The organism is Nostoc sp. LEGE 12447 (genome assembly GCF_015206985.1).
Taxonomy (GTDB): Bacteria; Cyanobacteriota; Cyanobacteriia; order Cyanobacteriales; family Nostocaceae; genus Nostoc.
The window spans coordinates 14,420-36,038 of the sequence record NZ_JADEXT010000045.1; the positions used below are offsets into that span (position 1 = coordinate 14,420).

Here is a 21,619-nt window from a genome sequence, read left to right on the forward strand (position 1 = left end):
GAGGGAACGTGCGGTGTCAATTTCTCTTTGTTTCTGAAGATAGTATCTGATGTATTTGGTGCTTCTTCATTACACTAATTTCAGGCAGGCAACTTAGTATTTATGTACTATAATTAACTGATTTCTAGTATTATAATGATGTGCGGCATCTGATGATAAGCAATGTCCACTCCACCGAATCTTTACCCTCAACAAGTAAGCGCCTTTCCTCAACACGAAACAATCACCGGAGTCGTAGAACGTTTAACTTTTTACTCTGCTGAATCGGGTTACACAGTGGCAAGACTGACCCGCCCCCGTAGCAACGAACTCACAACAATCGTCGGCAGCTTTGCTAATATTCAACCAGGTCAAACTTTACAGCTAACTGGTTTCTGGCGTGATCATCCACAATTTGGGCCACAGTTCCAGGTAGTTAATTATAAAGAAACCAAACCAGCTACTCTCACTGGAATTGAAAAATACTTGGGTAGTGGGCTGATTAAAGGTGTAGGCCCAGTCACAGCAAGACGGATTGTTGCTCACTTCGGTTTAGAAACGCTCGACATTATCGAAAACCAGATTGAACGGCTGATTGAAGTCCAGGGTATTGCCAAAAAGCGGATTAAGTTAATTAAAAATGCCTGGGAGACACAGAAAGCCATAAAAGAAGTGATGGTGTTTCTCCAAGGGCATGGCGTTTCTACCACTTATGGTGTGAAGATTTACAAGCAATATAAGGATGAAGCAATTGCCACTGTTACCAATAACCCTTATCAGTTAGCAGCCGACATTTACGGGATTGGTTTTCTAACTGCTGACAAGATTGCACGGAATATCGGAATTGCCCCTGACTCAGAATTTCGTTACCGTGCGGGGATTATCCATTGCCTAAGTGAAGCTGCCGAAGATGGTCACTGTTACCTGCCACAAAGCGAACTGATTGAGTCGGTAATCAAACTGCTGACAACCGAATCTCATCAGCCCACAGAAGAAGGGGTTGCGATCATTATTAAAGATATGGCTCTGGCAGACGAGCTGATTAGAGAGCGGGATGAAGAAAAAAGGCTACTTTGCTATAAGCCGACTTACTTTCATACGGAGCAGAATTTAGCTCAACTGATACGCCAACGCTTGGAAAAGCCTGTTGACACTGACATTGAGCGTGTGCGTGGCTGGATTGACCGCTTTACTGCTAGCCGTAAAATTCAGCTTTCAGAACAGCAACGCCAAGCTGTAGAAACAGCAGCCTATTCCAAAATCATGATCCTCACTGGTGGGCCTGGGGTTGGAAAAACTTTCACCACCCACACCATTGTCAGCCTGTGGAAAGCGATGGGTAAATCTATTGCTTTGGCAGCACCAACTGGACGAGCTGCTCAACGCTTGGGTGAGATGACTGGGCTAGAAGCCAAAACCATACATCGCTTGTTAGAATTTGACCCGCGCTCAAGGGGGTTCAAGCGCGATAGCGAAAATCCTTTACCCCACACGGCAATTATCGCTGATGAAGCTTCGATGCTTGATTTATTTCTGGCTTACTCCTTGCTTAAAGCAGTATTAGCTGGCGCTTTACTGTTGTTGGTGGGTGACATTGACCAGTTACCATCTGTGGGCCCAGGTCAAATACTCGCTGATTTGATTAATTCTGGTTGCGTGCCAGTAGTGCGGTTAACTCAGGTATTCCGCCAAGCTCAAACAAGTGCAATTATCATTGCTGCTCACCAAATCAACCGGGGACAGTATCCCACAATTGAGCCTATATCTGATAATCCTATGTCCGACTGTATTTGGCATGGAGGCGGACATCAGCCTGAACATGGAGTGCAAGCAATCTGCGAGTTGATTACCGATTTGATTCCCCGCTTAGGTTTTAATCCTGCCACTGATGTCCAAGTGCTTTGCCCGATGACACGGGGAGTAGTTGGGACTCGCAACCTAAACACAGTCTTGCAGCAGTTGATTAATCCACCCAGCCCCAACAAAGTGGAGATTAACAGAGGTGGAAATTTGTTACGCGAGGGCGATCGCATTATCCAGCTAACCAACGACTACAACCGCGAAGTTTTCAACGGCGACTTGGGAATAATCCTCACCATTGATACTGTCGAGCAGGAAGTTACAGTGCAATATGGTGAGCGGACTGTGGTTTACGATTACGCTGACCTGAATGAAATTGCCCTTGCCTGGAGCATTTCGATTCATAAAAGCCAAGGCTCAGAATATCCGGTGATAGTTCTGCCAATCTATATGCAGCACTATATGATGTTGACCCGGAACCTGTTTTACACTGGTATAACTCGTGCCAAGAAATTAGCGATCGTAGTTGGCGCAAAAAAAGCGATATCTCTAGCGGTGCGCTCTACTGATGACCAACGGCGGTACACACGGTTACAGCAGAGGTTACTTCACCCAGGACTGCATTGGTGATGAATTTTGATTATTAAAAATAGAAAAGTTTATCGAATTATTTGATTTATACTTTTAAATCGCCCGGTAAAAAAAGCCCAAAAGTTTGTATGTCCAGCCTCAGTTCAGACATGGTTCGCATCTATTTGCAAGAAATTGGTAAGTATCCTCTATTAAAACCAGACGAAGAAATTGCTTATGGTAGACAGGTACAAGAAATGATTGCCATTGAGCAATCTAAAAATGAACTCACCCAACAGCTAGACCATGAACCAACTTTGACTCAATTAGCCAATGCTGTTGAAAAAACCGAAGCACAAGTCCGAGCAGCACTACACCTTGGTCAAAAAGCTAAACAAAAAATGATGACAGCTAACCTGCGACTAGTAGTTTCTGTTGCCAAGAAATACCAGAACCGCAATTTGGAATTTTTAGATTTGATCCAAGAAGGAGCAATAGGGTTACAACGGGGTATAGAAAAGTTTGACCCGAACCTGGGGTATAAGCTCTCGACCTACGCCTACTGGTGGATTAGCCAAGCTATAACCAGAGCAATTGCAGAACAATCCCGGACTATTAGATTGCCTGTTCATCTAACCGAAATCCTTAATAAAATTAAGAAGGTGCAGCGAGAAAGCTTTCTAAAACTCGGCCGCCATGCCACTGCTGAAGAAATAGCTACATCATTAAACATCAGCCCCGATAAGCTTCGAGAATATCTCAGTGCCTCTCGTACAGCCATTTCTTTAAATAAAAAAATTGGAGATGAGCAAGAAACAGAATTGGGCGAAATTTTAACAGACGTTGGTGTTTCACCAGAAAAACTCCTTACCCAAGAACTTCTATCCCAAGACGTGGCTAAATTCTTAGAACCATTGACACCTATACAGCGTCAAGTGTTGACTTTAAGCTTTGGGCTAGAGAATGATCAGCATTTCAATCTCGCTCAGATTGGCCAACAGCTAAACCTCAGTCGAGAGCGGATTCGTCAAATCCAGGTCAAAGCTATAAGTATTCTCCGCCATCGACAAAGCGACATGCAAGAGTATTTAATTGATTAAGTAGAATTACTTTCGTCAGATGATGCACGGATCTTGTAGAACTAAGACGAAAAACTATATTAAAGAAGTAAGTCCACAATAGTAATCAGTCAACAGCTTAAGGCTGACCAAGAAAGTCTCCTTTGCCAAGTTCTACACCACAGTGTCTAAGAATGTCATAGGCTGTTGTGACATGGAAATAAAGGTTTGGTAAAACAAAATATAGGAGAAATGGCATTCCTTGAAAACAGAGAGTGTTGTCACGCATTTGCAGGGTAATTTCTCTCTCTTCTGAACCATCAATTTGCTCAGGTTTAAAAGTATTTAAATGAGAGATAGTTTTTTGAATACGGTCAATAAGTTGACCAAATGTAGTTTCATTGTCCTCGAATTTAGGTGGTTCTATTCCTGCTAACCGTGCGGCACCTCTATTAGCGATGTCAGAGGCAATCTGCACTTGTTTTGATAATGGAAACATATCTGGGGATAGACGACTATTAATCAAGACATTCGGATCTATTTTTTTAGTTTCAGCATAAGCAGCACCTTTTTCAAGAATGTTTATAAGGTTATTCAGTGTGCGAATAGACACGGGTATTAAAGCTTGGTACATTGAAATGGTCATTGAGATTTCTCCAGAAAAAGTTCAGACGGCTTTGAGCCGCCCCATCTAATATTAGGGGGTATTGACTATGATATTGTGTCAAAGAATATGGAACCCAATTTAGTCACAGATCCAAAGATACTAAATGTTTCCCCATAGTTAGTAATCCCTGGATGCTCGATAAGAGTTAGTTCTTTTTGCTTGGGAGAAACTGACCTTTGAGCGATAGCTTTCTGTGCCCAACTTTATCACGCCATCCATCCAGTCCACTGTGGGGCATCTGTCATCAGTTGAGACAAACTTTTTGAGGTAAGCATCCTCAAACTTCAGTATCACGGCGCAATGCTCATTATTGTTTGCTGATTTTGATGATTTGCTCCCGCAAGTTAAACCGTGGCGCTCACTCCCTACTATCAACACATCCCCACTAATTTTTTTGACTATAATAAATAGCTTGACAGGATTGGCAGAGGATGGACACATGGGCTGGGAACTCCAACTGAACGCGCTCCCCTCGAAATGCACCTTACTCGAAAACGTCGTTAACAGTGACATTGATGCCGAATATCTTTCGTTTGTACGGAGGTATTTTAGCCTGCGCCGCGAACAGCAAAGTCGGGTCAACAAATTTCCTTATGGTGAGGCTGAATATAAACAGTTTGTCGATGCCCTTGAGGAACTCGTCGAAACGCACCCCGGAATTGAGAATCGATACTGCGCTCTTTCTAGGCGATTCGATTGGATAAAATGGTTGCTGATGAAATGCGCTCTCTCCGAAGAGGAGGAATCGTTGGCTGTCACTGCAATCACCGGCCAATCAAACGTGTTACCTTCTGCACGAAGCACACAAGGATTCCCCATCCGTTGGACTCCTGCCGACAAATGCGAGTTGATTCACATTTGGCTTAGTGGAATTACTGAAGAAGATATCAAGTCAAAGTACGCTCCGGTACTTATGTACGATGCACATCTTTACAAGTGGCACCAGACGAGGGATACTGACGAGGCATTTGAATGGATCGTCAGGGACTTCACGGCACTCAAGCGATTCTACGAAGATGTGGTAGATCATTCAGAGGCTGTTCTTGTAGTCACCGACTGATACGCTTGGGTGAGCATGACTACTAACTAGTTTTTGCAGCTTGTTTTTGCTTGTTCTCTAAGACAGAGAAGTACCGCCGAGCGTTCAGGGGCTTCTTCCACCTAGTCAACTCAAACAGGTATTCATCAGGGTCTAGGTCAAGCATCGTAACCCATTGATTGATTTGACTGCCGTTGATTTTATCAGTGGGGGTTGATTTGAAAAGGAACACCGTTTGTCAGTTATTTATCCCCTATAATTCTTGGACAAACTTCAAAAGCTAATTCATGGCGATAAAAACATACATTGAATTCTGCAAAAAAGTTCATGTGTCCAAGAATTATAGGCGCATCTCTTGATTGAGTCCAAGCAAATGCCAGCAATATCGGCGAAAAGTTAGCAGCTTTACCCGATACAACTAACCCCCGTGCTTCGTTTTCAGCCAAATTTCCGCTTAAAATTATTGGTACGGTTTGTTGTTCCCAAACTGCTCCTAGTTCTAATCCAATTTTATATGGCAGAACATTTACACTTGCACCTGTATCTAATAATGCCACAACTTCTAAAGATTTATTGCCATTACTAAGGGTCAATGGTAAATAGGGCATAGTACTGACTCGCCCAAAACTATCGGTTCTCTCTGTGAATAAAAAACGCTGACCGTCAAACATTGGACTGTTCTTTTGCTGTTGCTAACAGGTCTGATAAGGCTTGAATTGACCTATTATCCGCTTGAGGCGACCAGACTGTGGCACTGGTTGAGGCGAGTTGATTTAAAAGTATATTCTCTGCGTCACTTGTTTCTAAGCTACATCCTTCTTCTTTGGCAACTGCTAATAAGAGAAAATGGATTAGTCGTAGTTTATCTTGATGCGATAGTTGGTTAACTGTGGATAAAATTTCGCTGAGAGTCATACGGGAGTTGAGTGAGGATAATTTTATTCTAGCGTAGCAAAACTAACTAGAGCAAAAACTTAAACGTATTAAATTCGTTATTATTGAAAATTTTGGTTTACCTATTTACGCCTATTTCAATCATGAAAAATCTCCTCTAGCAAGTTTTACCACTCTAGGAATTAACACTTACTGCTAACTACAAATAGTGAGGTAGGTTGAGCTATTGCTAGATATTAGATGGTTGCTAGCTAAAGTTACCAACAGAACAGAAGGAGCGATAGATGTCTTCTGAACATAGCCGGACACAGATGCTTCCATTACATTATCGTGCAACTTGGTTGCGGTAAGGGATTGTCAGCTTACCGCAAATTCACACTAAGAGTTTGTCAAGTAACAACCTTGCCTTTTTTGAGCTAGAAATGCTTTCTCAGAAAGCTTTCCAGATAATGAATTGTAAAAGTTGTTTCTTGACAGGCGCTAACTACTTGATTTCCCAACCATCAAACAGATTAGGCTGATCTATTCCGTACTGCCTCTGCACCAGCCGCCTCAGTTCTGCCACCGAGTTAGCCGACTTCATCAGAACCAGGACTGATATCACGTGGGGAGATAACCTCTCCTTTGTTTCTTTCGATAGCATTTGGTGTATTTTGTACTTTCTTCTCCCGTTAGGCAAAATTGGATTAACGATATCGAGCTTGGCTTTTTCTTCTGGAGTCATCCAGTTGTAAACAAACTCCCAATAATATTTGCCGTTTTGTATGTGCTTTTTATGTAGCTTGCTTATCCGTGCTAGATTCTCCTCAAACTCAGTTTCAAAAAGTTTTGTCCAAGGACGCGGGGTATCAAGGATGCGAGAATCGTCTATGCGCCGTTGCTCAACTGTCCGCGACTCTCCCCAGACTTGCTCGAATCTGCTGATGAGTGAATCTTCAGATAAGGCATCAATTAACCTCCGAGCTTGTGCATTTCCTTTTGTGTCGAAATAACGCCAGATTATTCTGGCATCTTTTAGTGACCACGTTATAGCACGTGTTACTGTTGTTTTAACCGTATATTCCGCAGAAAGTGTAACCTGATTTAAGCCTTGTTCTACAAGGGTTTTATAGACACGGGGTAGGCTAAACTGTAACCTGGTTAGCCAGTTCTTATTTATACCTATTGCCTCAAGTATGTGATTTTGAGACATCCGGTACTCTTTCGTTTCAACAATCCTAATAGCATCAAACCGATAGTTGCCGATGTATAACTCAACGGCTTGGGCGGGTGTGAAGTCTTTCTTAGCCATGATTGCTTTCTCCACAAAAATTTCATCAAATTCTCGCGGAGCGTTTGCATGGTAGATTGCACTTCCCTTGGTGTTATCATCGCTGCCCAGTTTTTGAGAGTAAAAAAGACCCAGACATTTAATCTAGTAGTCTGCCAACCCAAAGATGCGCTTGTGATGACTGGGGAAAGGGAAAAGGGGACTGGTTTTGGGATTTAAACCCTTTCCCCCTTATCCCCACTTCCCCTTTACCCCGCTTTCGTCACGAAAGCGAACTACTAGGTCTTTGAGGTTGGAAATTATCCCAAGATTTCAATCACAGCCGCTAGAATAGCTGGGGCTTTGTCTGAAACCGGAATGAACACCCGCTTTTTCCAGTTGATGATCTCAGTGAAACATCCAACAGCTAAGAGTCGCTCTGCCAGTGAGATAGCATTAACCAGTTCTATGCGAGGTTCATTAGCAACGAAAGAACGTCGCAAGGTTACACCACCTGGCAACTGCTGTGTATATCTCTCGTTGAGTACCAGCTTCACAAGTTCTTCTGGAGAAAGCAGCTGGTTCCTGAGTCCAAGTTGTTCGCGCACGGTTTGAATGTCGTGAGCATTCACCACCCGACCGAGAATCTTTTGTCCATCGCTGGTTTGCAGTCGGAATACTCTACTATTGTGCTGTGGTAGTATCTTCCAAATGGGCAACAAAATACCAGTGACTAAGTGCAGATAATCGGTTGTGAACTTGGGCAGTGTGTCTACTTCCTTCGACCAACCTGCGACGAACGCATCGACACAAACCGCTTTCCAAGTGGAAGATTCTAAATCCTTGACTGGTATACGGATTTCTTTCTGTGGACGGACGAGTAACACTCTTGGTACAACACCACCATCAGCGTCGTAAATACTATGTGTCGGAATTGACACAGCAGCATGACCAGACTTGGTGTTAACCATCAATTTCCCCTGGTACATACTGGCAAACTCAAGCATTTCGTCAGCCGTTCTGATGTTATTCTTCTGAGTGCGTTCTATCTTGAGATAGTTCGTTACGCTACCTGTGGCAGGGTGGGTGTACACAGCTTCCTGGCTCTCAACAGTAAACCGTTCAGCCCGGAGTGTCTCTACACCCATCTCATAGACCCCTGCGGCGATCGCTGCTTCAATCTGCTGGCTCAAGAGTAGTTCAAACCTCTCGAAAATCATGTTTTGCATATCGATGCGTAAAGCCAGCAGCCGATTAAGGAATTGCCGCAATGGAGGCAAGTCGATTTTCATCCCGCCTTCGTGAGAGGTTAAGCACAGTCCAGTCATTTGCTCGAACTTTCCTAAAGGCACTTCATAAAATCGACCTTGGTATATTTGTCTGAATAACTCATACAGGGCGTGTTCTGCATAGTTAGACTCCAGATTATCCTTAGCCTCAAATATCCCATTGCCACCCGTCTGCCGTTGACCACGAGTAAGAGCGCCCAAGCTATCCAGCCTTCGAGCGATGGTTGAGATAAAGCGGCGTTCACCGATGACGTTAGTGGTAACAGGTCGGAAAATAGGTGCTGATGCTTGGTTGGTTCTGTGCGATCGCCCCAACCCCTGGATTGCATTGTCTGCTCTCCAGCCGGCTTCAAGCAGATAGTGCGATCGCCGCCGCCGATTCGCAGCATTTAGATCGGCATGATAACTTCTGCCTGTGCCACCAACGTCACTGAAGATGAGAATTTGTTTGTCACCCTGCATAAACGCAGCAGTCTCAGCAATATTCGCCCCACTGCCTCTAGAATCCACAAACAAACGCCCCGAATCATCTTTCAGAACTCGCTTGCTGCGACCAGTTACTTCGGCAATTTGCTTGTGACCAAAATGCCACAGCAATTGTTCTAATGCACCAGGGATTGGATCAAGGCTTGCTAACTTATCGACTAAGGCATCTCTCAAGGCTACAGCTTCTTGGGAGATAACTGGAGAGCCATCAGCGTCAAAGACCGGCTCGGATCTTTCTTCTCCATCAACGCCAGAATGAATGGAATGCAGATGAACAGGGAAAGCACTCATCAAGTAGTCCATCACATATTCTCGTGGGGTCAAGTCAAGATTGAGATCCTTCCATTCGGAAGCCGGAACTTCATCAAGTCGTCGTTTCAAAAGTTCTTCATTAGTCGAAACTATTTGAATGACAACAGCTAGCCCCAGAGCAATATCCTGTTCAATCGCTTTGATCAGGGTAGGGCATTTCATCCCTGTCAGCAGATGATTGAAGAATCTTTGCTTGTGTGACTCAAACTGCGAGTTGCCAGACATCTTAGCAGCACGATTGTACGTTTTTGCGCCAGAGATATTACAAGCTTCTAACGCTTTTTCTAAATTATTATGAATAACCTGAAAAGCATCGGAATAGCTGTTATAGCTCCGTTCCTGCCTCGGCGTTAAATCAATGTAGAGAGTTTGATACTCAACTCCCTCGAATGAAAGGCTCCGCGCCAGATACAGTCCCAAAGCCTTGAGATCCCTTGCTACCACTTCCATTGCGGCGATACCACCGCCCTCAATGGATTCCACAAAATCCTCACGGGAGGTAAACGGAAAATCTCCAGTCTGCCAAAGTCCCAGGCGATTAGCGTATGAGAGATTTGAGACTTTAGTTGCACCAGTTGCAGAAACATAGATAACCCGTGCTGAGGGCAGTGCGTTTTGCAACCTCAGCCCAACAATGCCTTGCTGGGATGCTGCAACCATACCGAGTTTGCCCTCTTGAGCCATTGCGTTACCCATGCTGTGGCACTCGTCATAAACGATTGCTTCCTCAAAGTCCTTGCCTGCCCACTCAACGATTTGCTTGAGCCGACTTTTACCGTTCTTTTGAGAGCGTAGAGTTGAGTACGTGCAGAACAGAATACCTTGGGTGAAAGGGATGGGGTCGCCAAGTTTGATGTTACTGAGGTCAATGATATCTTTTTCACTACCTCCGAGCGCACACCAGTCTCTACGGGCATCTTCAACTAAGGCAGAACTTTTAGATACCCAAATGGCTTTAGAACGCCCCTGACACCAGTTGTCGAGGATGATTCCTGCACATTGTCTACCCTTACCGGCACCCGTCCCATCGCCAAGAAACCAGCCACGGCGAAATCTAACAGCGTTTTCTTCGCCCTGAGCCGCAACAGTCACGTTATCCCATGAATCATCCACAATATAAGAGCCAGACAGAAATTCACAATGCGCCTGACCTGCGTAAATAACGCTTTCAAGTTGTGCTTCAGATAACAATCCTTGTGAGACAATGTTTCGCGGGAGATGCGGTTTGTAAGTGGGTGGTGGTGGCGAGACAAGCGCTAGGGCTGCACTTTCACAAAGAAGCGAGGGATGAGGTAAAGCATCCTTGATTCGGATTCGCTGTGGACGATAGGTTTCGTATAGAGTATCTTTCAAACCCTCACTAGCCGTCCACTCGATAACCTCATATTCCAGCACTACTAAGTCGTCTGGAAGAGAGGAAACAGTTTCTGGTTGTGCAACTGTAGTACGTTTTGGCAATTGAACAACAATTGCCTTCGCAGCAGCTTTGATTTTTTCTGAGCGTTCCCACGGAGATCGCTCAGGTAATTGCTCAATCAACGCCAGCAGTTCGGGTAAGTCCAAGGTTTCTGAAATACAAGGGATTTCGCTGGAGTCAGCCGGAACTTTGTCGATCACTGTAATCCGAGTGTCGATAGTTGTCCCATGTTTTGAGTAAACCTTGCCGTTAACCCCGACCGACATTAAAACTCGTGCTTCCGAGTGCCACTTAACAAAAGTCTCTCGCCAGCTTGGGTTAGCCGGAGAGAACCAATTGGCTGTGATTGTTACCAGCCGTCCACCGTCAGCCAGTCTTTGCAATGCCGAGTTGATGTGGCTCTTAGTTGCGTCGGGATTGCGACTGTTGATTTTGGGAGATGCGGAGAAAGGTGGATTCATCAGCACAACTGAGGGCTGAGTCTTGCCAACCAGATAGTCGTTGATCTGTTCCGCGTTTACTGAGAATAATGGTGTACCAGGGAATAATCGCCGCAGAATCTTACTTCTATCGGGTGCAAGCTCGTTGAGCATCAGACTTGCACTGTGCAGTTTAGCCATTTGTGCTAACAAACCAGTTCCGGCACTTGGCTCCAAAATCAAATCATCAGCTTGTATAAATCCTGATTTTGCTACCAGATAAGCAAGCGGCAGAGGGGTGGAGAATTGCTGAAGCTGTACTGATTCTTCACTGCGGCGAGTATGCGTCGGGCACAGGGCTATTAACTTCTCCAATTCTAATAATACTGTTAGCGGCGACTCTAATAAAAGCTTGTAACCTTTTTGACGCAGATATAAGATTTGCGCTACTTCCACTGCTTCGTAAGCGTCTTTCCACTGCCATGCGCCCTCTGCTGCCGTGCCTAGAAAGTAGCGATTCATCTGGGCTTGGATTGTCCTGGTGGAGATAGTCCGTTGCTCAATCAGTGATTTGGTGAGTTCTTGAGCAACGTTGAGGATTGATTGTCCGTAGTCCAGAACTGTTTCTAGGTCAAACAGAGTTCCTTGCGTGGCTATAAGGCTGACCATATCTATTATATGAATACATCACTTTCGCTTTGGCGTAGCCATTTGACTGAGAAGATTGGAGATTGGAGATTGAATGTTTTTGGTACAAGCCCAGCAGTCAAGTGGGTGGAATAAATCTAAAAGACGCTACGCACAGTCGCTTTCCGCGTCGCTATCGTCAATTCTCTTATCTTCTCGGCAATCTACAATTGTTTGAGCTAAGGACGGGTTAACTATAATTTTTTTGGTACTTTCCAGTTATCTTGCGTGGCTTGGTGGACTGGTGCTTAGTACTAGTTGAGGCGAATTTCTTAGACGTGGAGGATTTTGCTTTAGTCCGCTTGGGTTTGGTCGGTTGTGCTTTGGCAGGTGGGAGTAGTCGGAGTCTGGGGAAAGGGATTATAACTGCTGGCGTGGGAACAGAATGGTCAGGGGATTGTGGTTCTAAAGTCCAAGGGTCGGAAATCTTCTCAAATGCGATCACCCTTGGAGTGACTTGTTGGATTTCCTGTTGTGGAGTAGGTTGTGATGCTGTTGCGGAAACTGTGGGCTGTTCAATAACTGGTAGTTGCCATCCGAATGGCGGTAAGGGTACAACCCACAAACTATTCATGAAATCGAAAACCATCAGCGCAACAAAGCTCATAACGACTACTTGGATCGTCAGGGTGAGAGTAGCTTGGATATCCATGATTAACTCCAAATGTTTGTGATTTTTCAATGTAGTGAGGCGTTGCAGTTGGGTTTGGTCGTTGCAACTCTCACTCTGGTTTTGGCGTAGCCATATTCCCATTCACAAAACGGGTGATTATGTTTACCCAGAGCATTGAAATCTTCTTAGCAAAGGCTAAGATCCAAAAAGTTACTAATTGCAATAAGCAATGGCAAGCAAAGAAATCCAAGTCCGAGAGTACACTGTCAGAGCGCACAAGCGGGAAATTCATACTCGCGTTTTTAACTTCGTATGTAAGCAGTGTGAACAACCCACACAACGAGAAACCTTTGGAGTTAGACCTCTATATTGCGAGAAATGCCGCCCTCCTCAACCTCCCAAGCAATCGAAAGTAGTCCCTATAGGCAAGAGGAAACCCAGAGCTATGAACTATGAGAGTGGCAAAGGGATTGGTGGGTGATTTTTTGTTTTGACGTAAGGGCAATATCTTCTCTTCTCTTTCAGAGACGCACTCGCGTTCGACAAACGCCAACGGAAAAAGCGGTTACGGCAGTTGCATGAAGTGGCTAGCCGTGACTCTTCTGTGGATTCGCTGTTACAAGGGTTGGGGATTTTGTCAAACCGTATTTGTGATCCTTGCAGCCAAAGCTGCTGGCGGCTGTTGAGAGAGAGTACAAGCTTGTATGGGAAATTGCGTATTTCTAGGCATTTACAACCTTGGGAAATACCCGATTCAAGTCTAATAAAACATCTTCAAATCCAGGAATCGCTACTGACTGATGTGGTAAAGATATCTGCTTGCTGAGATAATTGAATTCACCTTGAGCATTTTGATAGGGTTGGCTATAACGCTCAAGTTGGCGAACATTTAAGTTGACAATCCAATAATCAGAAATTGCGGCTTCTGCGTAGATTTTTAACTTTGTTGTTTGGTCGTAATCTAGGGTTGAGTCCGAAATCTCAATCACTAAAAAAATATCTTCTGGATAAGGATGATGGGCGAGATAATCTTCGTCTTTGCCACGTGCTACCGCCACATCTGGTTCAGGTTCACTTTGATTCGGCAAAGTAATCGGATCTTGTCCGCGAATCACGGCGCGATCGCCCAACAACCGATCCAATTGGCGGCATAAGATAGAACCGCAGACTGTATGAGGTGTGCCCTTGGCTACCATCTGAATTAGTTCTCCGCGAATCAACTCGATGCGATCGCTCTCCTTTAGAAATTCCAGTTCAATCAGCCGATGATATTCGTCAATAGTAAATCGTTTTGGTGTGACAACGTTCATGGGACATCATCGATTTAACTGTTATCTACTTTCTAGCTTACCATCTGTATTCAAGAGAGTGGAATTGCCCCAACTGTGGGATACACCACGACAGAGATATTAACGCAAGTAAGAATATTTTGGCTGCGGGACTCGCAGTTTCAGTCTGTGGAGCGAACATAAGACCTGACAGCCTTAAGGCTGAAGGGCAGTTGCGAAATACCCGTAAGGCTTGCCTTGAGCGTAGCCGAAAGGGAAAGAAACAGAAACCTAAGTCGTGAGTCTTAGGAATCCCCGACCATTTACGGCGGGGTGGATGTCAAACTGTAGCTGCGAAAAAACGTAGTTTTTCATGCAGGGCAATCGGTGGCAGTCCAGTTTTTTGGTATCTTATCTTGGTATTACACCCAAGACCTTGCACCCTAGTTTTGGTTAACATAGAAATTCCCCTGAAATTGCACACATTGTATGCCCAAGACTTGGAACATCAAGATAGACAACTATTTTCAAGCCAACCCCAATTGCATCATCGCCACCGCCCATGTAGACTCATTCCCGATAGACCTACCACTAGAACCGAACATCCGCGAACCGAACCGCAAAAGCGCGACCTACAGACAAATGTTCGATTCACTGACCACCGAACCCGAAAAATTCTTCTCTCGTCATAGCGGAATCGTTCTGTCAGCCAATAAAACTAAACCTGTCAAGAACAAAACTGAACTAGAGCTAGAAGTCTTAGAAGCTAACGAGGGAGGTAGTGATGGCATTATTAATGGGGGGCATACAGTTTTAGCTTTTGAGCAAGCGAAAAATTACAAATATGACCTAACCGAAGCCAGAGTAAAAGTTACGATTCACATCGGGCTGACTGAAGAATCAGCCAAAGACATAGCCCTAGCTTCAAATACTACAACGCCAGTAGATTCTCGCTCCAAAGTCAACGCTAGGGGTGATTACAAATTCATCAAGCAGTACCTAGCCCAGTTAGAAAGAGCAGAAGATAGAAAATTTAGAATAGCCTATTACCAGAATCAAAGCGGCGCTCCCAGAAATGCCCAGTGCAATGTTACCCATTTGCTGAAGCTCCTTTACTGCCTCGACAGAAATAAATACAACCCCGACGGCAATAAACGAACCAAACACCCAGCAGGGATGAGTCTTCCAAGTAACATCACAGATGCAGAAAGGGAAAGATTAACCGCCTTACTGCCTCTGTTAACTCATGCTCTGTGGATAGAGCAAAGACTTTATGAAATAATCCAAGACCATATCAGCAACCCCAGAAGAAAGGGTAGTAACGATTTAGCATCAATTGATATACGTAAAACGACGTTGTTGCCGGACAGTAAATATTCTTTCGGGTTTGGTGCGCCAACTGACTTGGCATTACCGATAATTGCGTCCTATCGGGTATTTTTGGACAAGGACTATAAATGGATTCTGCCGTTTAACGAATTTGCTGAAGATTTTCTCCAACACTTGTGGAATAACTATTTCCGTAAATATTTGGTGTCGGAGAAAACAGCAGGGAATACAGTCGGCACAAAAATCAGCCGCAATCAAGAGATTTGGGAAAGTTTGTACATTTCGGCGCAGAGTTATCTAAATCAGCACTTGGTTAAAATGGTCAACTCCAGTAAGTCAGAAGAACCGAAGGTGACACAAGGTACAAAAAGGCGTGTGCAAGCAGATAAGAAATGATGAAACCCTTAATAGGCAATAGTTAAAGCTAAAATTTCTTTAAATCTTTCACTGTCGGACCGTGTAAAACTTCCCCTTTGCAACTGAAACGTGAACCATGACAAGGACAGTCCCAACTTTTCTCGGCACTGTTCCAAGCAACAACACAACCCAAGTGAGAACATACCGCAGAAACAGCGTGTATTTCTCCTGTTTGATCTCGGTAAGCGGCAACTTTATCCCCATCGACAGTGACTAGTTTTCCTTCACCGATAGCCACATCTTGCAGAGATTTATTCAATCCCTTGAGGCGATCGCCTACCCAATGAGCGCCAACTTCCAAGTTTTGCTTTATACCTTGTGGAGTGAGAAAAGGAGTGGCGCGGGTTGAATCGTACAAATCAGCCGCAGGATTTTCAATGCCTAAAATCTGGTCTGAAAGTATCATTCCAGACAAGGTTCCTTGAGTCATGCCCCACAGACTAAACCCAGTTGCCACAAAGGTATGCTTGCTTAGAGGAGTTAATTTTCCTACATAAGGTATCTTGTCAAAAGATACAAAATCCTGAGTAGACCAACGATAGTCAATGGAATCGATATCAAAGCGAGAACGGGCATAATTTTCTAAATCTAGATATTTTTCTTCAGTATTCTCCACTGTTCCTACTTGATGACCGCCGCCACCAACAAGTAGCAATAAGCCATTCTTGTCAGGAGTAGTGCGAATAGAGTAGTATTTTTCTCCTGAACCGATGTACATTCCCACAGGTGCTTTCTGCTCTGCAATCCGCGCACCAATGATGTAAGAACGTTTGGGGTAAGTTTTAGCAAAGAATAATCCTTCATCGGTAATGGGAATATTAGTTGCAACTATGACATTTTGTGCCTGAATAATTCCCTTGTCAGTAGTAACTTGACAAAGATTATCTTCATCGACCTTGAGTACTCTTGTATTTTCAAATACGTAACTTCCATTACCAGGAATCTGCTTGATCAGGTGTAAGAGGTATTTGCGAGAATGAAATTGTGCTTGGTTGTCAAACTTAACAGCACCAACAATAGGAAAGGGCAAGGAAGTTTCACGAACAAATGTGGCGGGTAGTCCGATTTTTAGTGCTGCTTCTACCTCTTTTTCAATGTCCTTGAGATGATCTTCAGTTTCTGCGAAAGTATAGGCACTTTGGCGACTAAAATCACAGTCGATTTGTTGTTCGGTAACTGTTTTAGCAATGAATTCTAGTGCTGCTTGGTTTGACTGTGCATATATCTGTGCCTTTTTTTCACCATGATTTTTAATCAAATCGGCATAAATCAATTGGTGAAGTGAGGTAACTTTGGCTGTAGTATGACCGCTAACACCAGTAGATATTTGTTGCGATTCAATTACGGCAACGGTTTTACCTGCGCGTTTAAGTAATGTTGCAGCAGTGATTCCTGCAATACCTGCACCGACAATTGCAACATCCACAGATAGATTATTGATAAGTGGTGGAAAATTAGCTGTGGGTGTTGAGTCAATCCAGTAAGAAATGTGCTTTCCTGATATATTAGGCATATTTTTTGAGATAGTGTTCGATAAATCCAATTCTTTGATCACAGAGTTAGCTTTCAAAATAAAGGTCAGACTGAAATAGTTAGTTTTGCTTCAACAAGGGATAATGTGCCACTTCATTTTTCAATTCTGATTTATACGAATACTTTTCAAACTTATCTTTAAAGTAGACGTTTTTGCATATAAAATAAAACTATCTTATGGATAAGCTTGCTTGAAAAATTAGAAGAGATATATCAGCCATCAGACAGATAATAATATAAAAAATAGAGATAACCCACCTACAATGTAGCGATTGCAACACTATTAAAGATTTTAAAAATAGATGGTTGTATAGTTACAATGAGTATCAATACAACTGAGAATAATGCAATTTTGAACTCAGAATTTGGTTTTGGACAAAGGTTGCTGAGGCTAGTTTAAAGGTTTTTTGTTTGCCTTTTCCTCTTGCCTTTTCCCAAAAATCCGACAAGTATTTCAATGAGTATTTATTTTTCTTGATGATGATCGTTGGTATTTTTACTTATTTCAGTAGGCTTGCGACAAGGTACGCCAGAACCCTGATTATTTCGTTGAGATTTTTCAATTAGTCTGCGAACCGACACGTTTAAAGTGCTATCGTCTGCACTTCTAGCTATAATTAGCCATACTAGAAACAGAAATCTCATCTATATAACTGTAATGACGATCAAAGAATTGCTATTACAAGAAATTGACAACACTCCAAACGAACTACTAGAGGATCTACTTGGGTTTTTGAAATCACTCAAAACATCTCCAAAACATCCACTAGCCACATATAGAGAACTCTTAGAACGCATTGATTATCTAGAAGCAATAGTAGGTATTCGTAAAGGACTAGATGAGTTTGAGCAGGGTGAAGGAATTCTGTCCGACCAAGCCTTGGCAGCCCTAGAACAAAAACTAGGCATTCCGCCTCGCCCATGAGTTACCAGGTTCTCATTCAACCCACTGCCTTTCAAGAAATCGAAACATCCTATCGTTGGATGTGCGACAATCTGAGTGCTGAAGTAGCCAATAGCTGGTATTATGAGCTTCTTGACGCTATCGCTTCACTGAAAGAATTTCCTAATCGGTGTAGCATAGCACCAGAAGCACCAGTGATTGGTCGTGAAATTCGGCAACTTTGGGTTGGAAAACGAAGAAAATATCGAGTTTTATTTTTCGTGTCAGAAAATACTGTAGCAATTCTTCATGTTCGCAACAGTCGGCAATCTGATCTAGGTGAAGAATCCGAGTGAACTACTCAGACTTGCCTCCGGCTGAAGTCTGAGCTTCTGTAATCAGGGGGGAGTGCCTTGAAGATCAGGACTTGCACGACATGGTAGACATGTTAAGAACCAAACACCCAGCAGGGATGAGTCTTCCAAGTAACATCACAGACGCAGAAAGGGAAAGATTAACTACTTTACTGCCTTTGCTCTGATGTGGCCGCCCTGTAATAATTGGAAACCATATCTCTTCAACATTTATATAATTTAAAGATAAAAATCGTTGAATTTCCTTTCTTCTACTTTCAAAAATATTGGTATATGTAAACCAGTAGCCAACGCTTCAAGGCTAACAGTTTTAATAGACTATAGTAAATTAATCAGAATTTTTATGAATAAATATTCGGCACGTCCTAGTTTCCGCTTCAGGTGTATTTCGTAGAATTCCGGTAATATTGTCATTAATTAGAACTTATTGCAAATAAAGGCTCTTTTTGTTTTACCATAATTTGCCACATTCTTTAGCCTGTAAATATTCCGGGGTCTTGTGTCTCCCCTCAAGGTGATTTGTATCTACCGAAAAGTATAGATCCGTTGGTAATGTTATCAAACTGTTGGAATACTGTAATAATAGAAGCTGGGGTTAAGTTAAATAAGTGATTTAAGTCCGTCCTATAACCGTCTTGCTTCCTGTGCTATGTCCTGATTGTCGCTCATCAGATATTATTAAACACGGTAAATCTTCCAGAGGGTAAGCAACGTTACCTGTGCCAGAATCGGGAGTGCCTGCGCCGGATATTTTTTATCAATACAAGACAGCCTAGACGGACTAGACAAGTTAAGCATCAAATTATAGAGATGAAACTCAATGGCAATGGAGTTCGCGATATTGCGCGAGTGTTGCATATTAGCCCGGCAATAGTAATCAGAGAATTAAAAAAAATTTCCCAAATTGGATCGGTGAATCAAAAATTGTTGCCAACTATTCAATCCGAATAAGTGGAGGTAGAAATCAAGCTGGTGGAAGTGGAAGAAGAAGCCTTGGAAGGGATTGAAGAGTCTGAACTAGATGAAATGTGGAGTTACGTAGGTGCTATCGAGCGTCTGACAGTAAAAGTTTTAGCTTACGCATTTGGACAGCGCGCAAGACTAAGTATTTCTGAAGCTAAAAAATTTATTAGAGCCATTTGGTGTTAGGAAATACTGTACAGATGGTTGGGGAGTTGATGAATGGCATTTACCTCCAGAAAAACATGAGATTTGCAAGAGAAAGACTCAAATAATTGAACATAAACATCTAAATTTAAGAACTCGGCTTAAGCGACTGGCTAGAAAGACAATTTACTTTTCTAAGACTGAGGAAATGCATGACTTGGTTATTGGGCTCTTTATCAATCGCTACGAGTTTGGCTTAAACGTCTAACAACAGTTTAATAACACCACCTAAGAAAGGAAGATTGATATGCATAACGATTGGACGAAACCCGCCGCCATGGCGATCCCGAAGGAGGGAGTCTTCAAACAGGAGCAGGGAAGATACGGCCCGATTTTTCCCAAAACTCCCGCGTGCTACGGCTTCACGATTATCGCGAAAATCAAACCTGGTACGGAGGAGACCATCCGCGAATATGGGAAGACGCTCGAGAAGACCATCGCCGATTTGCCGGACGGTCTGGCTGTGCTCAAGCTGCATTACTTGCGCTGGGTGCTGTTTGACATCGCCGAGGACACATACTTCATGTACCAGGGCATTTTTGACACAGACTTCGACAAATACACTGAGGATGCCGTTGCGCTCTTTTCACAGTACGGTATCAATACTGTTTTCGAGAATCTTGAGGGATTTCCCCAGGACTGGAAGACGAACACATCGGCGTTCATCCAATTCGTCCGCGAGCACCAGTGTCCAAGCTTCCTCGAATACGGAGAGTATCCCTACGTAAGTTCCGACGAAATCAAGAAAGCCCTCAAACTCAAGGCGGCGTTCTCCGACATGCTTGACCAGATGCAGTAATCTATCAGGAGGACTTGATATGCTTGAGTTCGATGACATTCAGCACATTCTGTTGACTCGTGTGCCTGCGCTCACCGGACGGTATGAATTTCTATCGTTCCGGAACCCTGTTGGTGGACGAGCATGGCTAGCTGCCATTCTTGAAAAAGTACAGTCGTCTGCGGAGGTTCGTGCTTCGGTCGAACAGGACAACCGATGGGTGAGCGTGGCCTTCACCTGGAACGGCCTGCGGGCGCTGGGTATGGATGAGGCATCACTGGCCACGTTTCCTGAGGAGTTTAAGCAGGGCATGGTGGCCCGCGCGGAGATCCTCGGCGACACCGGCACGAATCATCCTGACAATTGGGTGGGAGGTGTGGCTAGTCCGGATCTCCATGCAATTGTGATTCTCTTTGCCCGCGATAACGCAGAGCGCGATCGGTGCAAGGCGGAGCACCAGCGACTTGTCGAGCAGTGCGAGGGTGTGGAAGTGCTCTCGGCATTGGATCTGGAGGCAACGCCGCCTTTCAACTACGCACACGATCACTTCGGCTACCGCGATCGGCTCTCGCAGCCAGTCATCGAAGGATCGGGCGAAGAGCCGACGCCCGGTTCCGGTGAGCCGCTGAAGGCGGGCGAGTTCATCCTGGGCTACCCAGACGAATACGGTTCCCCAGCCAATCTGCCACAACCTGAGATCCTCTCTCGGAACGGTAGCTACATGGCCTATCGACGCCTACAGGAGCATATCATCGAGTTTCGTGACTTCTTGCGCCAGCACGGTCAGACGCCGGAAGAGCAGGAACTTGTGGCAGCAAAGTTGATGGGCCGCTGGCGCAGCGGCGCACCGCTGGTGCTGTCCCCAGACAAGGACGATCCAGCACTTGCCGTGGATATGCAGCGCAACAACGACTTCAACTATGCGACTATGGACCCGCATGGCTATGCCGTACCCCTCGGCTCCCATATCCGTCGCCTGAATCCTCGTGATACAGGGGCGAACATGAACCGGCGACGGATGATCCGTCGTGGGGCGACCTACGGGCCACCACTCCCGGAAGATGCGCCGGAAGATAGGATAGAGCGTGGCATTGCTGCCTTCGTGATCTGCGCGAGCCTGATTCGTCAGTTCGAGTTCGCGCAGAACGTGTGGGTGAATGACAAGAACTTCCACGAACTCGGCAACGAGCGCGATCCGATTATCGGCACGCAGGACGGCACCCTTGACTTCAAGATCCCGAAGCGGCCAATCCGGAAAACCATCAAGGGCATTCCGGCATTCACCACGGTTCGGGGTGGGGCTTACTTCTTTCTGCCTGGACTGAAGGCGCTTCGGTACCTGGCGTCACTGAGCAGTGGCAGGTAACTTTAGAATCCGATCAAATAAAAGG

At 44.4% G+C, this 21,619-nt stretch carries 23 protein-coding genes and 1 pseudogene; 13 read left to right on the forward strand and 11 right to left on the reverse strand.

The window, feature by feature from the left end; genetic code table 11:
* Positions 1-162 precede the first annotated feature (162 nt).
* Both IQ274_RS29660 and IQ274_RS29665 read left to right on the forward strand, forming a co-directional pair.
* Complete coding sequence (locus IQ274_RS29660; RefSeq protein ID WP_194144355.1) at positions 163-2,409, forward strand: ATP-dependent RecD-like DNA helicase; 2,247 nt, start codon at positions 163-165, stop codon at positions 2,407-2,409.
* An 89-nt stretch (positions 2,410-2,498) separates the two neighbouring features.
* Positions 2,499-3,449 (forward strand): RpoD/SigA family RNA polymerase sigma factor, encoded by a 951-nt coding sequence (locus tag IQ274_RS29665; RefSeq protein WP_194144356.1) that lies wholly within the window; start codon positions 2,499-2,501, stop codon positions 3,447-3,449.
* A 97-nt stretch (positions 3,450-3,546) separates the two neighbouring features.
* Here the strand turns inward: IQ274_RS29665 and IQ274_RS29670 are convergent, their stop codons facing one another.
* Together IQ274_RS29670 and IQ274_RS29675 are read right to left on the reverse strand one after the other, a co-directional pair.
* Positions 3,547-4,053 carry a DUF1993 domain-containing protein gene (locus IQ274_RS29670; RefSeq protein ID WP_194144357.1) on the reverse strand — a complete coding sequence of 169 codons (507 nt, stop codon included), beginning with the start codon at positions 4,051-4,053 and terminating at the stop codon, positions 3,547-3,549.
* Positions 4,054-4,191: 138 nt separating this feature from the next.
* Complete coding sequence (locus IQ274_RS29675; RefSeq protein WP_194144358.1) at positions 4,192-4,515, reverse strand: hypothetical protein; 324 nt, start codon at positions 4,513-4,515, stop codon at positions 4,192-4,194.
* Here IQ274_RS29675 and IQ274_RS29680 point away from each other — a divergent pair.
* Entirely contained in the window at positions 4,514-5,134 is a 621-nt protein-coding gene (locus IQ274_RS29680; RefSeq protein WP_194144359.1) for a DUF1877 family protein, read from the forward strand. The genes IQ274_RS29675 and IQ274_RS29680 overlap by 2 nt on opposite strands.
* A gap of 221 nt (positions 5,135-5,355) precedes the next feature.
* Here the strand turns inward: IQ274_RS29680 and IQ274_RS29685 are convergent, their stop codons facing one another.
* The 5 genes from IQ274_RS29685 to IQ274_RS29705 form a co-directional block, all read right to left on the reverse strand.
* Positions 5,356-5,784, reverse strand: coding sequence for a hypothetical protein (locus IQ274_RS29685; RefSeq protein WP_194144360.1), 429 nt, complete (start codon positions 5,782-5,784; stop codon positions 5,356-5,358).
* A complete protein-coding gene (locus IQ274_RS29690) occupies positions 5,777-6,028 on the reverse strand; it encodes a hypothetical protein (RefSeq protein ID WP_194144361.1) in 252 nt (83 codons plus the stop codon). The genes IQ274_RS29685 and IQ274_RS29690 overlap by 8 nt, the downstream gene beginning before the upstream one ends.
* 463 nt (positions 6,029-6,491) lie before the next feature.
* On the reverse strand, positions 6,492-7,298 hold the full coding sequence (locus tag IQ274_RS29695; RefSeq protein WP_194144362.1) for a P63C domain-containing protein: 807 nt from the start codon (positions 7,296-7,298) through the stop codon (positions 6,492-6,494).
* Between the two features lie 278 nt (positions 7,299-7,576).
* Positions 7,577-11,848 (reverse strand): strawberry notch family protein, encoded by a 4,272-nt coding sequence (locus IQ274_RS29700; protein WP_194144363.1) that lies wholly within the window; start codon positions 11,846-11,848, stop codon positions 7,577-7,579.
* Between the two features lie 208 nt (positions 11,849-12,056).
* Positions 12,057-12,620: a hypothetical protein gene (locus IQ274_RS29705; protein WP_228058440.1), complete on the reverse strand. Its 564-nt coding sequence runs from the start codon at positions 12,618-12,620 to the stop codon at positions 12,057-12,059.
* 88 nt (positions 12,621-12,708) lie between these two features.
* Here IQ274_RS29705 and IQ274_RS29710 point away from each other — a divergent pair, with 88 nt between their 5' ends.
* Positions 12,709-12,960 carry a hypothetical protein gene (locus IQ274_RS29710; RefSeq protein ID WP_194144364.1) on the forward strand — a complete coding sequence of 84 codons (252 nt, stop codon included), beginning with the start codon at positions 12,709-12,711 and terminating at the stop codon, positions 12,958-12,960.
* 241 nt (positions 12,961-13,201) lie between these two features.
* On the opposite strand, the gene IQ274_RS29715 is transcribed toward IQ274_RS29710, so the two are convergent.
* Positions 13,202-13,789, reverse strand: coding sequence for a Uma2 family endonuclease (locus IQ274_RS29715; protein ID WP_104899379.1), 588 nt, complete (start codon positions 13,787-13,789; stop codon positions 13,202-13,204).
* A 44-nt stretch (positions 13,790-13,833) separates the two neighbouring features.
* On the opposite strand from IQ274_RS29715, the gene IQ274_RS29720 reads away from it, so the two are divergent.
* On the forward strand, positions 13,834-14,049 hold the full coding sequence (locus IQ274_RS29720; protein ID WP_228058443.1) for a transposase: 216 nt from the start codon (positions 13,834-13,836) through the stop codon (positions 14,047-14,049).
* 187 nt (positions 14,050-14,236) lie between these two features.
* Positions 14,237-15,472 carry an AIPR family protein gene (locus tag IQ274_RS29725; RefSeq protein ID WP_114081261.1) on the forward strand — a complete coding sequence of 412 codons (1,236 nt, stop codon included), beginning with the start codon at positions 14,237-14,239 and terminating at the stop codon, positions 15,470-15,472.
* Between the two features lie 28 nt (positions 15,473-15,500).
* Here IQ274_RS29725 and IQ274_RS29730 read toward each other — a convergent pair whose 3' ends face one another.
* Positions 15,501-17,006 (reverse strand): FAD-dependent oxidoreductase, encoded by a 1,506-nt coding sequence (locus IQ274_RS29730; RefSeq protein ID WP_194144365.1) that lies wholly within the window; start codon positions 17,004-17,006, stop codon positions 15,501-15,503.
* A gap of 485 nt (positions 17,007-17,491) precedes the next feature.
* A complete protein-coding gene (locus IQ274_RS29735; protein WP_147262590.1) occupies positions 17,492-17,671 on the reverse strand; it encodes a hypothetical protein in 180 nt (59 codons plus the stop codon).
* Positions 17,672-17,684: 13 nt separating this feature from the next.
* On the opposite strand from IQ274_RS29735, the gene IQ274_RS29740 reads away from it, so the two are divergent.
* Positions 17,685-17,951, forward strand: coding sequence for a prevent-host-death family protein (locus tag IQ274_RS29740; protein WP_114085662.1), 267 nt, complete (start codon positions 17,685-17,687; stop codon positions 17,949-17,951).
* Complete coding sequence (locus IQ274_RS29745; protein ID WP_159402633.1) at positions 17,948-18,265, forward strand: type II toxin-antitoxin system RelE/ParE family toxin; 318 nt, start codon at positions 17,948-17,950, stop codon at positions 18,263-18,265. Before IQ274_RS29740 ends, IQ274_RS29745 begins: the two co-directional genes overlap by 4 nt.
* Positions 18,266-18,464: 199 nt before the next feature.
* On the opposite strand, the pseudogene IQ274_RS36835 reads toward IQ274_RS29745, so the two are convergent.
* Positions 18,465-18,691 (reverse strand): annotated as a pseudogene (locus IQ274_RS36835) (IS4 family transposase); the annotation flags it as partial.
* A 393-nt stretch (positions 18,692-19,084) separates the two neighbouring features.
* Here IQ274_RS36835 and IQ274_RS38125 point away from each other — a divergent pair.
* The 5 genes from IQ274_RS38125 to IQ274_RS29760 are packed head-to-tail and all read left to right on the forward strand — an operon-like array spanning position 19,085 to position 21,594.
* Positions 19,085-19,234: an IS1-like element transposase gene (locus tag IQ274_RS38125; RefSeq protein ID WP_416209856.1), complete on the forward strand. Its 150-nt coding sequence runs from the start codon at positions 19,085-19,087 to the stop codon at positions 19,232-19,234.
* A complete protein-coding gene (locus IQ274_RS36845) occupies positions 19,235-19,432 on the forward strand; it encodes a hypothetical protein (RefSeq protein ID WP_069072021.1) in 198 nt (65 codons plus the stop codon).
* Positions 19,395-19,658, forward strand: coding sequence for an IS1 family transposase (locus tag IQ274_RS38130; protein WP_199346551.1), 264 nt, complete (start codon positions 19,395-19,397; stop codon positions 19,656-19,658). Before IQ274_RS36845 ends, IQ274_RS38130 begins: the two co-directional genes overlap by 38 nt.
* Positions 19,659-19,697: 39 nt before the next feature.
* A complete protein-coding gene (locus IQ274_RS29755) occupies positions 19,698-20,249 on the forward strand; it encodes a hypothetical protein (protein ID WP_159402632.1) in 552 nt (183 codons plus the stop codon).
* Between the two features lie 19 nt (positions 20,250-20,268).
* Positions 20,269-21,594 (forward strand): Dyp-type peroxidase, encoded by a 1,326-nt coding sequence (locus IQ274_RS29760; RefSeq protein WP_194144366.1) that lies wholly within the window; start codon positions 20,269-20,271, stop codon positions 21,592-21,594.
* Positions 21,595-21,619: the final 25 nt, after the last annotated feature.

Coding starts and splice junctions, on each gene's coding strand:
- IQ274_RS29670 (WP_194144357.1), bottom strand. CDS start 4,053: ATGACCATTTCAATGTACCAAGCTTTAATACCCGTGTCTATTCGCACA.
- IQ274_RS29695 (WP_194144362.1), bottom strand. CDS start 7,298: ATGGCTAAGAAAGACTTCACACCCGCCCAAGCCGTTGAGTTATACATC.
- IQ274_RS29665 (WP_194144356.1), top strand. CDS start 2,499: ATGTCCAGCCTCAGTTCAGACATGGTTCGCATCTATTTGCAAGAAATT.
- IQ274_RS29705 (WP_228058440.1), bottom strand. CDS start 12,620: ATGGGAATATGGCTACGCCAAAACCAGAGTGAGAGTTGCAACGACCAA.
- IQ274_RS29680 (WP_194144359.1), top strand. CDS start 4,514: ATGGGCTGGGAACTCCAACTGAACGCGCTCCCCTCGAAATGCACCTTA.
- IQ274_RS29700 (WP_194144363.1), bottom strand. CDS start 11,848: ATGGTCAGCCTTATAGCCACGCAAGGAACTCTGTTTGACCTAGAAACA.
- IQ274_RS29690 (WP_194144361.1), bottom strand. CDS start 6,028: ATGACTCTCAGCGAAATTTTATCCACAGTTAACCAACTATCGCATCAA.
- IQ274_RS29710 (WP_194144364.1), top strand. CDS start 12,709: ATGGCAAGCAAAGAAATCCAAGTCCGAGAGTACACTGTCAGAGCGCAC.
- IQ274_RS29715 (WP_104899379.1), bottom strand. CDS start 13,789: ATGAACGTTGTCACACCAAAACGATTTACTATTGACGAATATCATCGG.
- IQ274_RS29730 (WP_194144365.1), bottom strand. CDS start 17,006: ATGCCTAATATATCAGGAAAGCACATTTCTTACTGGATTGACTCAACA.
- IQ274_RS29685 (WP_194144360.1), bottom strand. CDS start 5,784: ATGTTTGACGGTCAGCGTTTTTTATTCACAGAGAGAACCGATAGTTTT.
- IQ274_RS29735 (WP_147262590.1), bottom strand. CDS start 17,671: ATGAGATTTCTGTTTCTAGTATGGCTAATTATAGCTAGAAGTGCAGAC.
- IQ274_RS29745 (WP_159402633.1), top strand. CDS start 17,948: ATGAGTTACCAGGTTCTCATTCAACCCACTGCCTTTCAAGAAATCGAA.
- IQ274_RS29675 (WP_194144358.1), bottom strand. CDS start 4,515: ATGTGTCCATCCTCTGCCAATCCTGTCAAGCTATTTATTATAGTCAAA.
- IQ274_RS29740 (WP_114085662.1), top strand. CDS start 17,685: ATGACGATCAAAGAATTGCTATTACAAGAAATTGACAACACTCCAAAC.
- IQ274_RS29760 (WP_194144366.1), top strand. CDS start 20,269: ATGCTTGAGTTCGATGACATTCAGCACATTCTGTTGACTCGTGTGCCT.
- IQ274_RS29755 (WP_159402632.1), top strand. CDS start 19,698: ATGCATAACGATTGGACGAAACCCGCCGCCATGGCGATCCCGAAGGAG.
- IQ274_RS29725 (WP_114081261.1), top strand. CDS start 14,237: ATGCCCAAGACTTGGAACATCAAGATAGACAACTATTTTCAAGCCAAC.
- IQ274_RS29660 (WP_194144355.1), top strand. CDS start 163: ATGTCCACTCCACCGAATCTTTACCCTCAACAAGTAAGCGCCTTTCCT.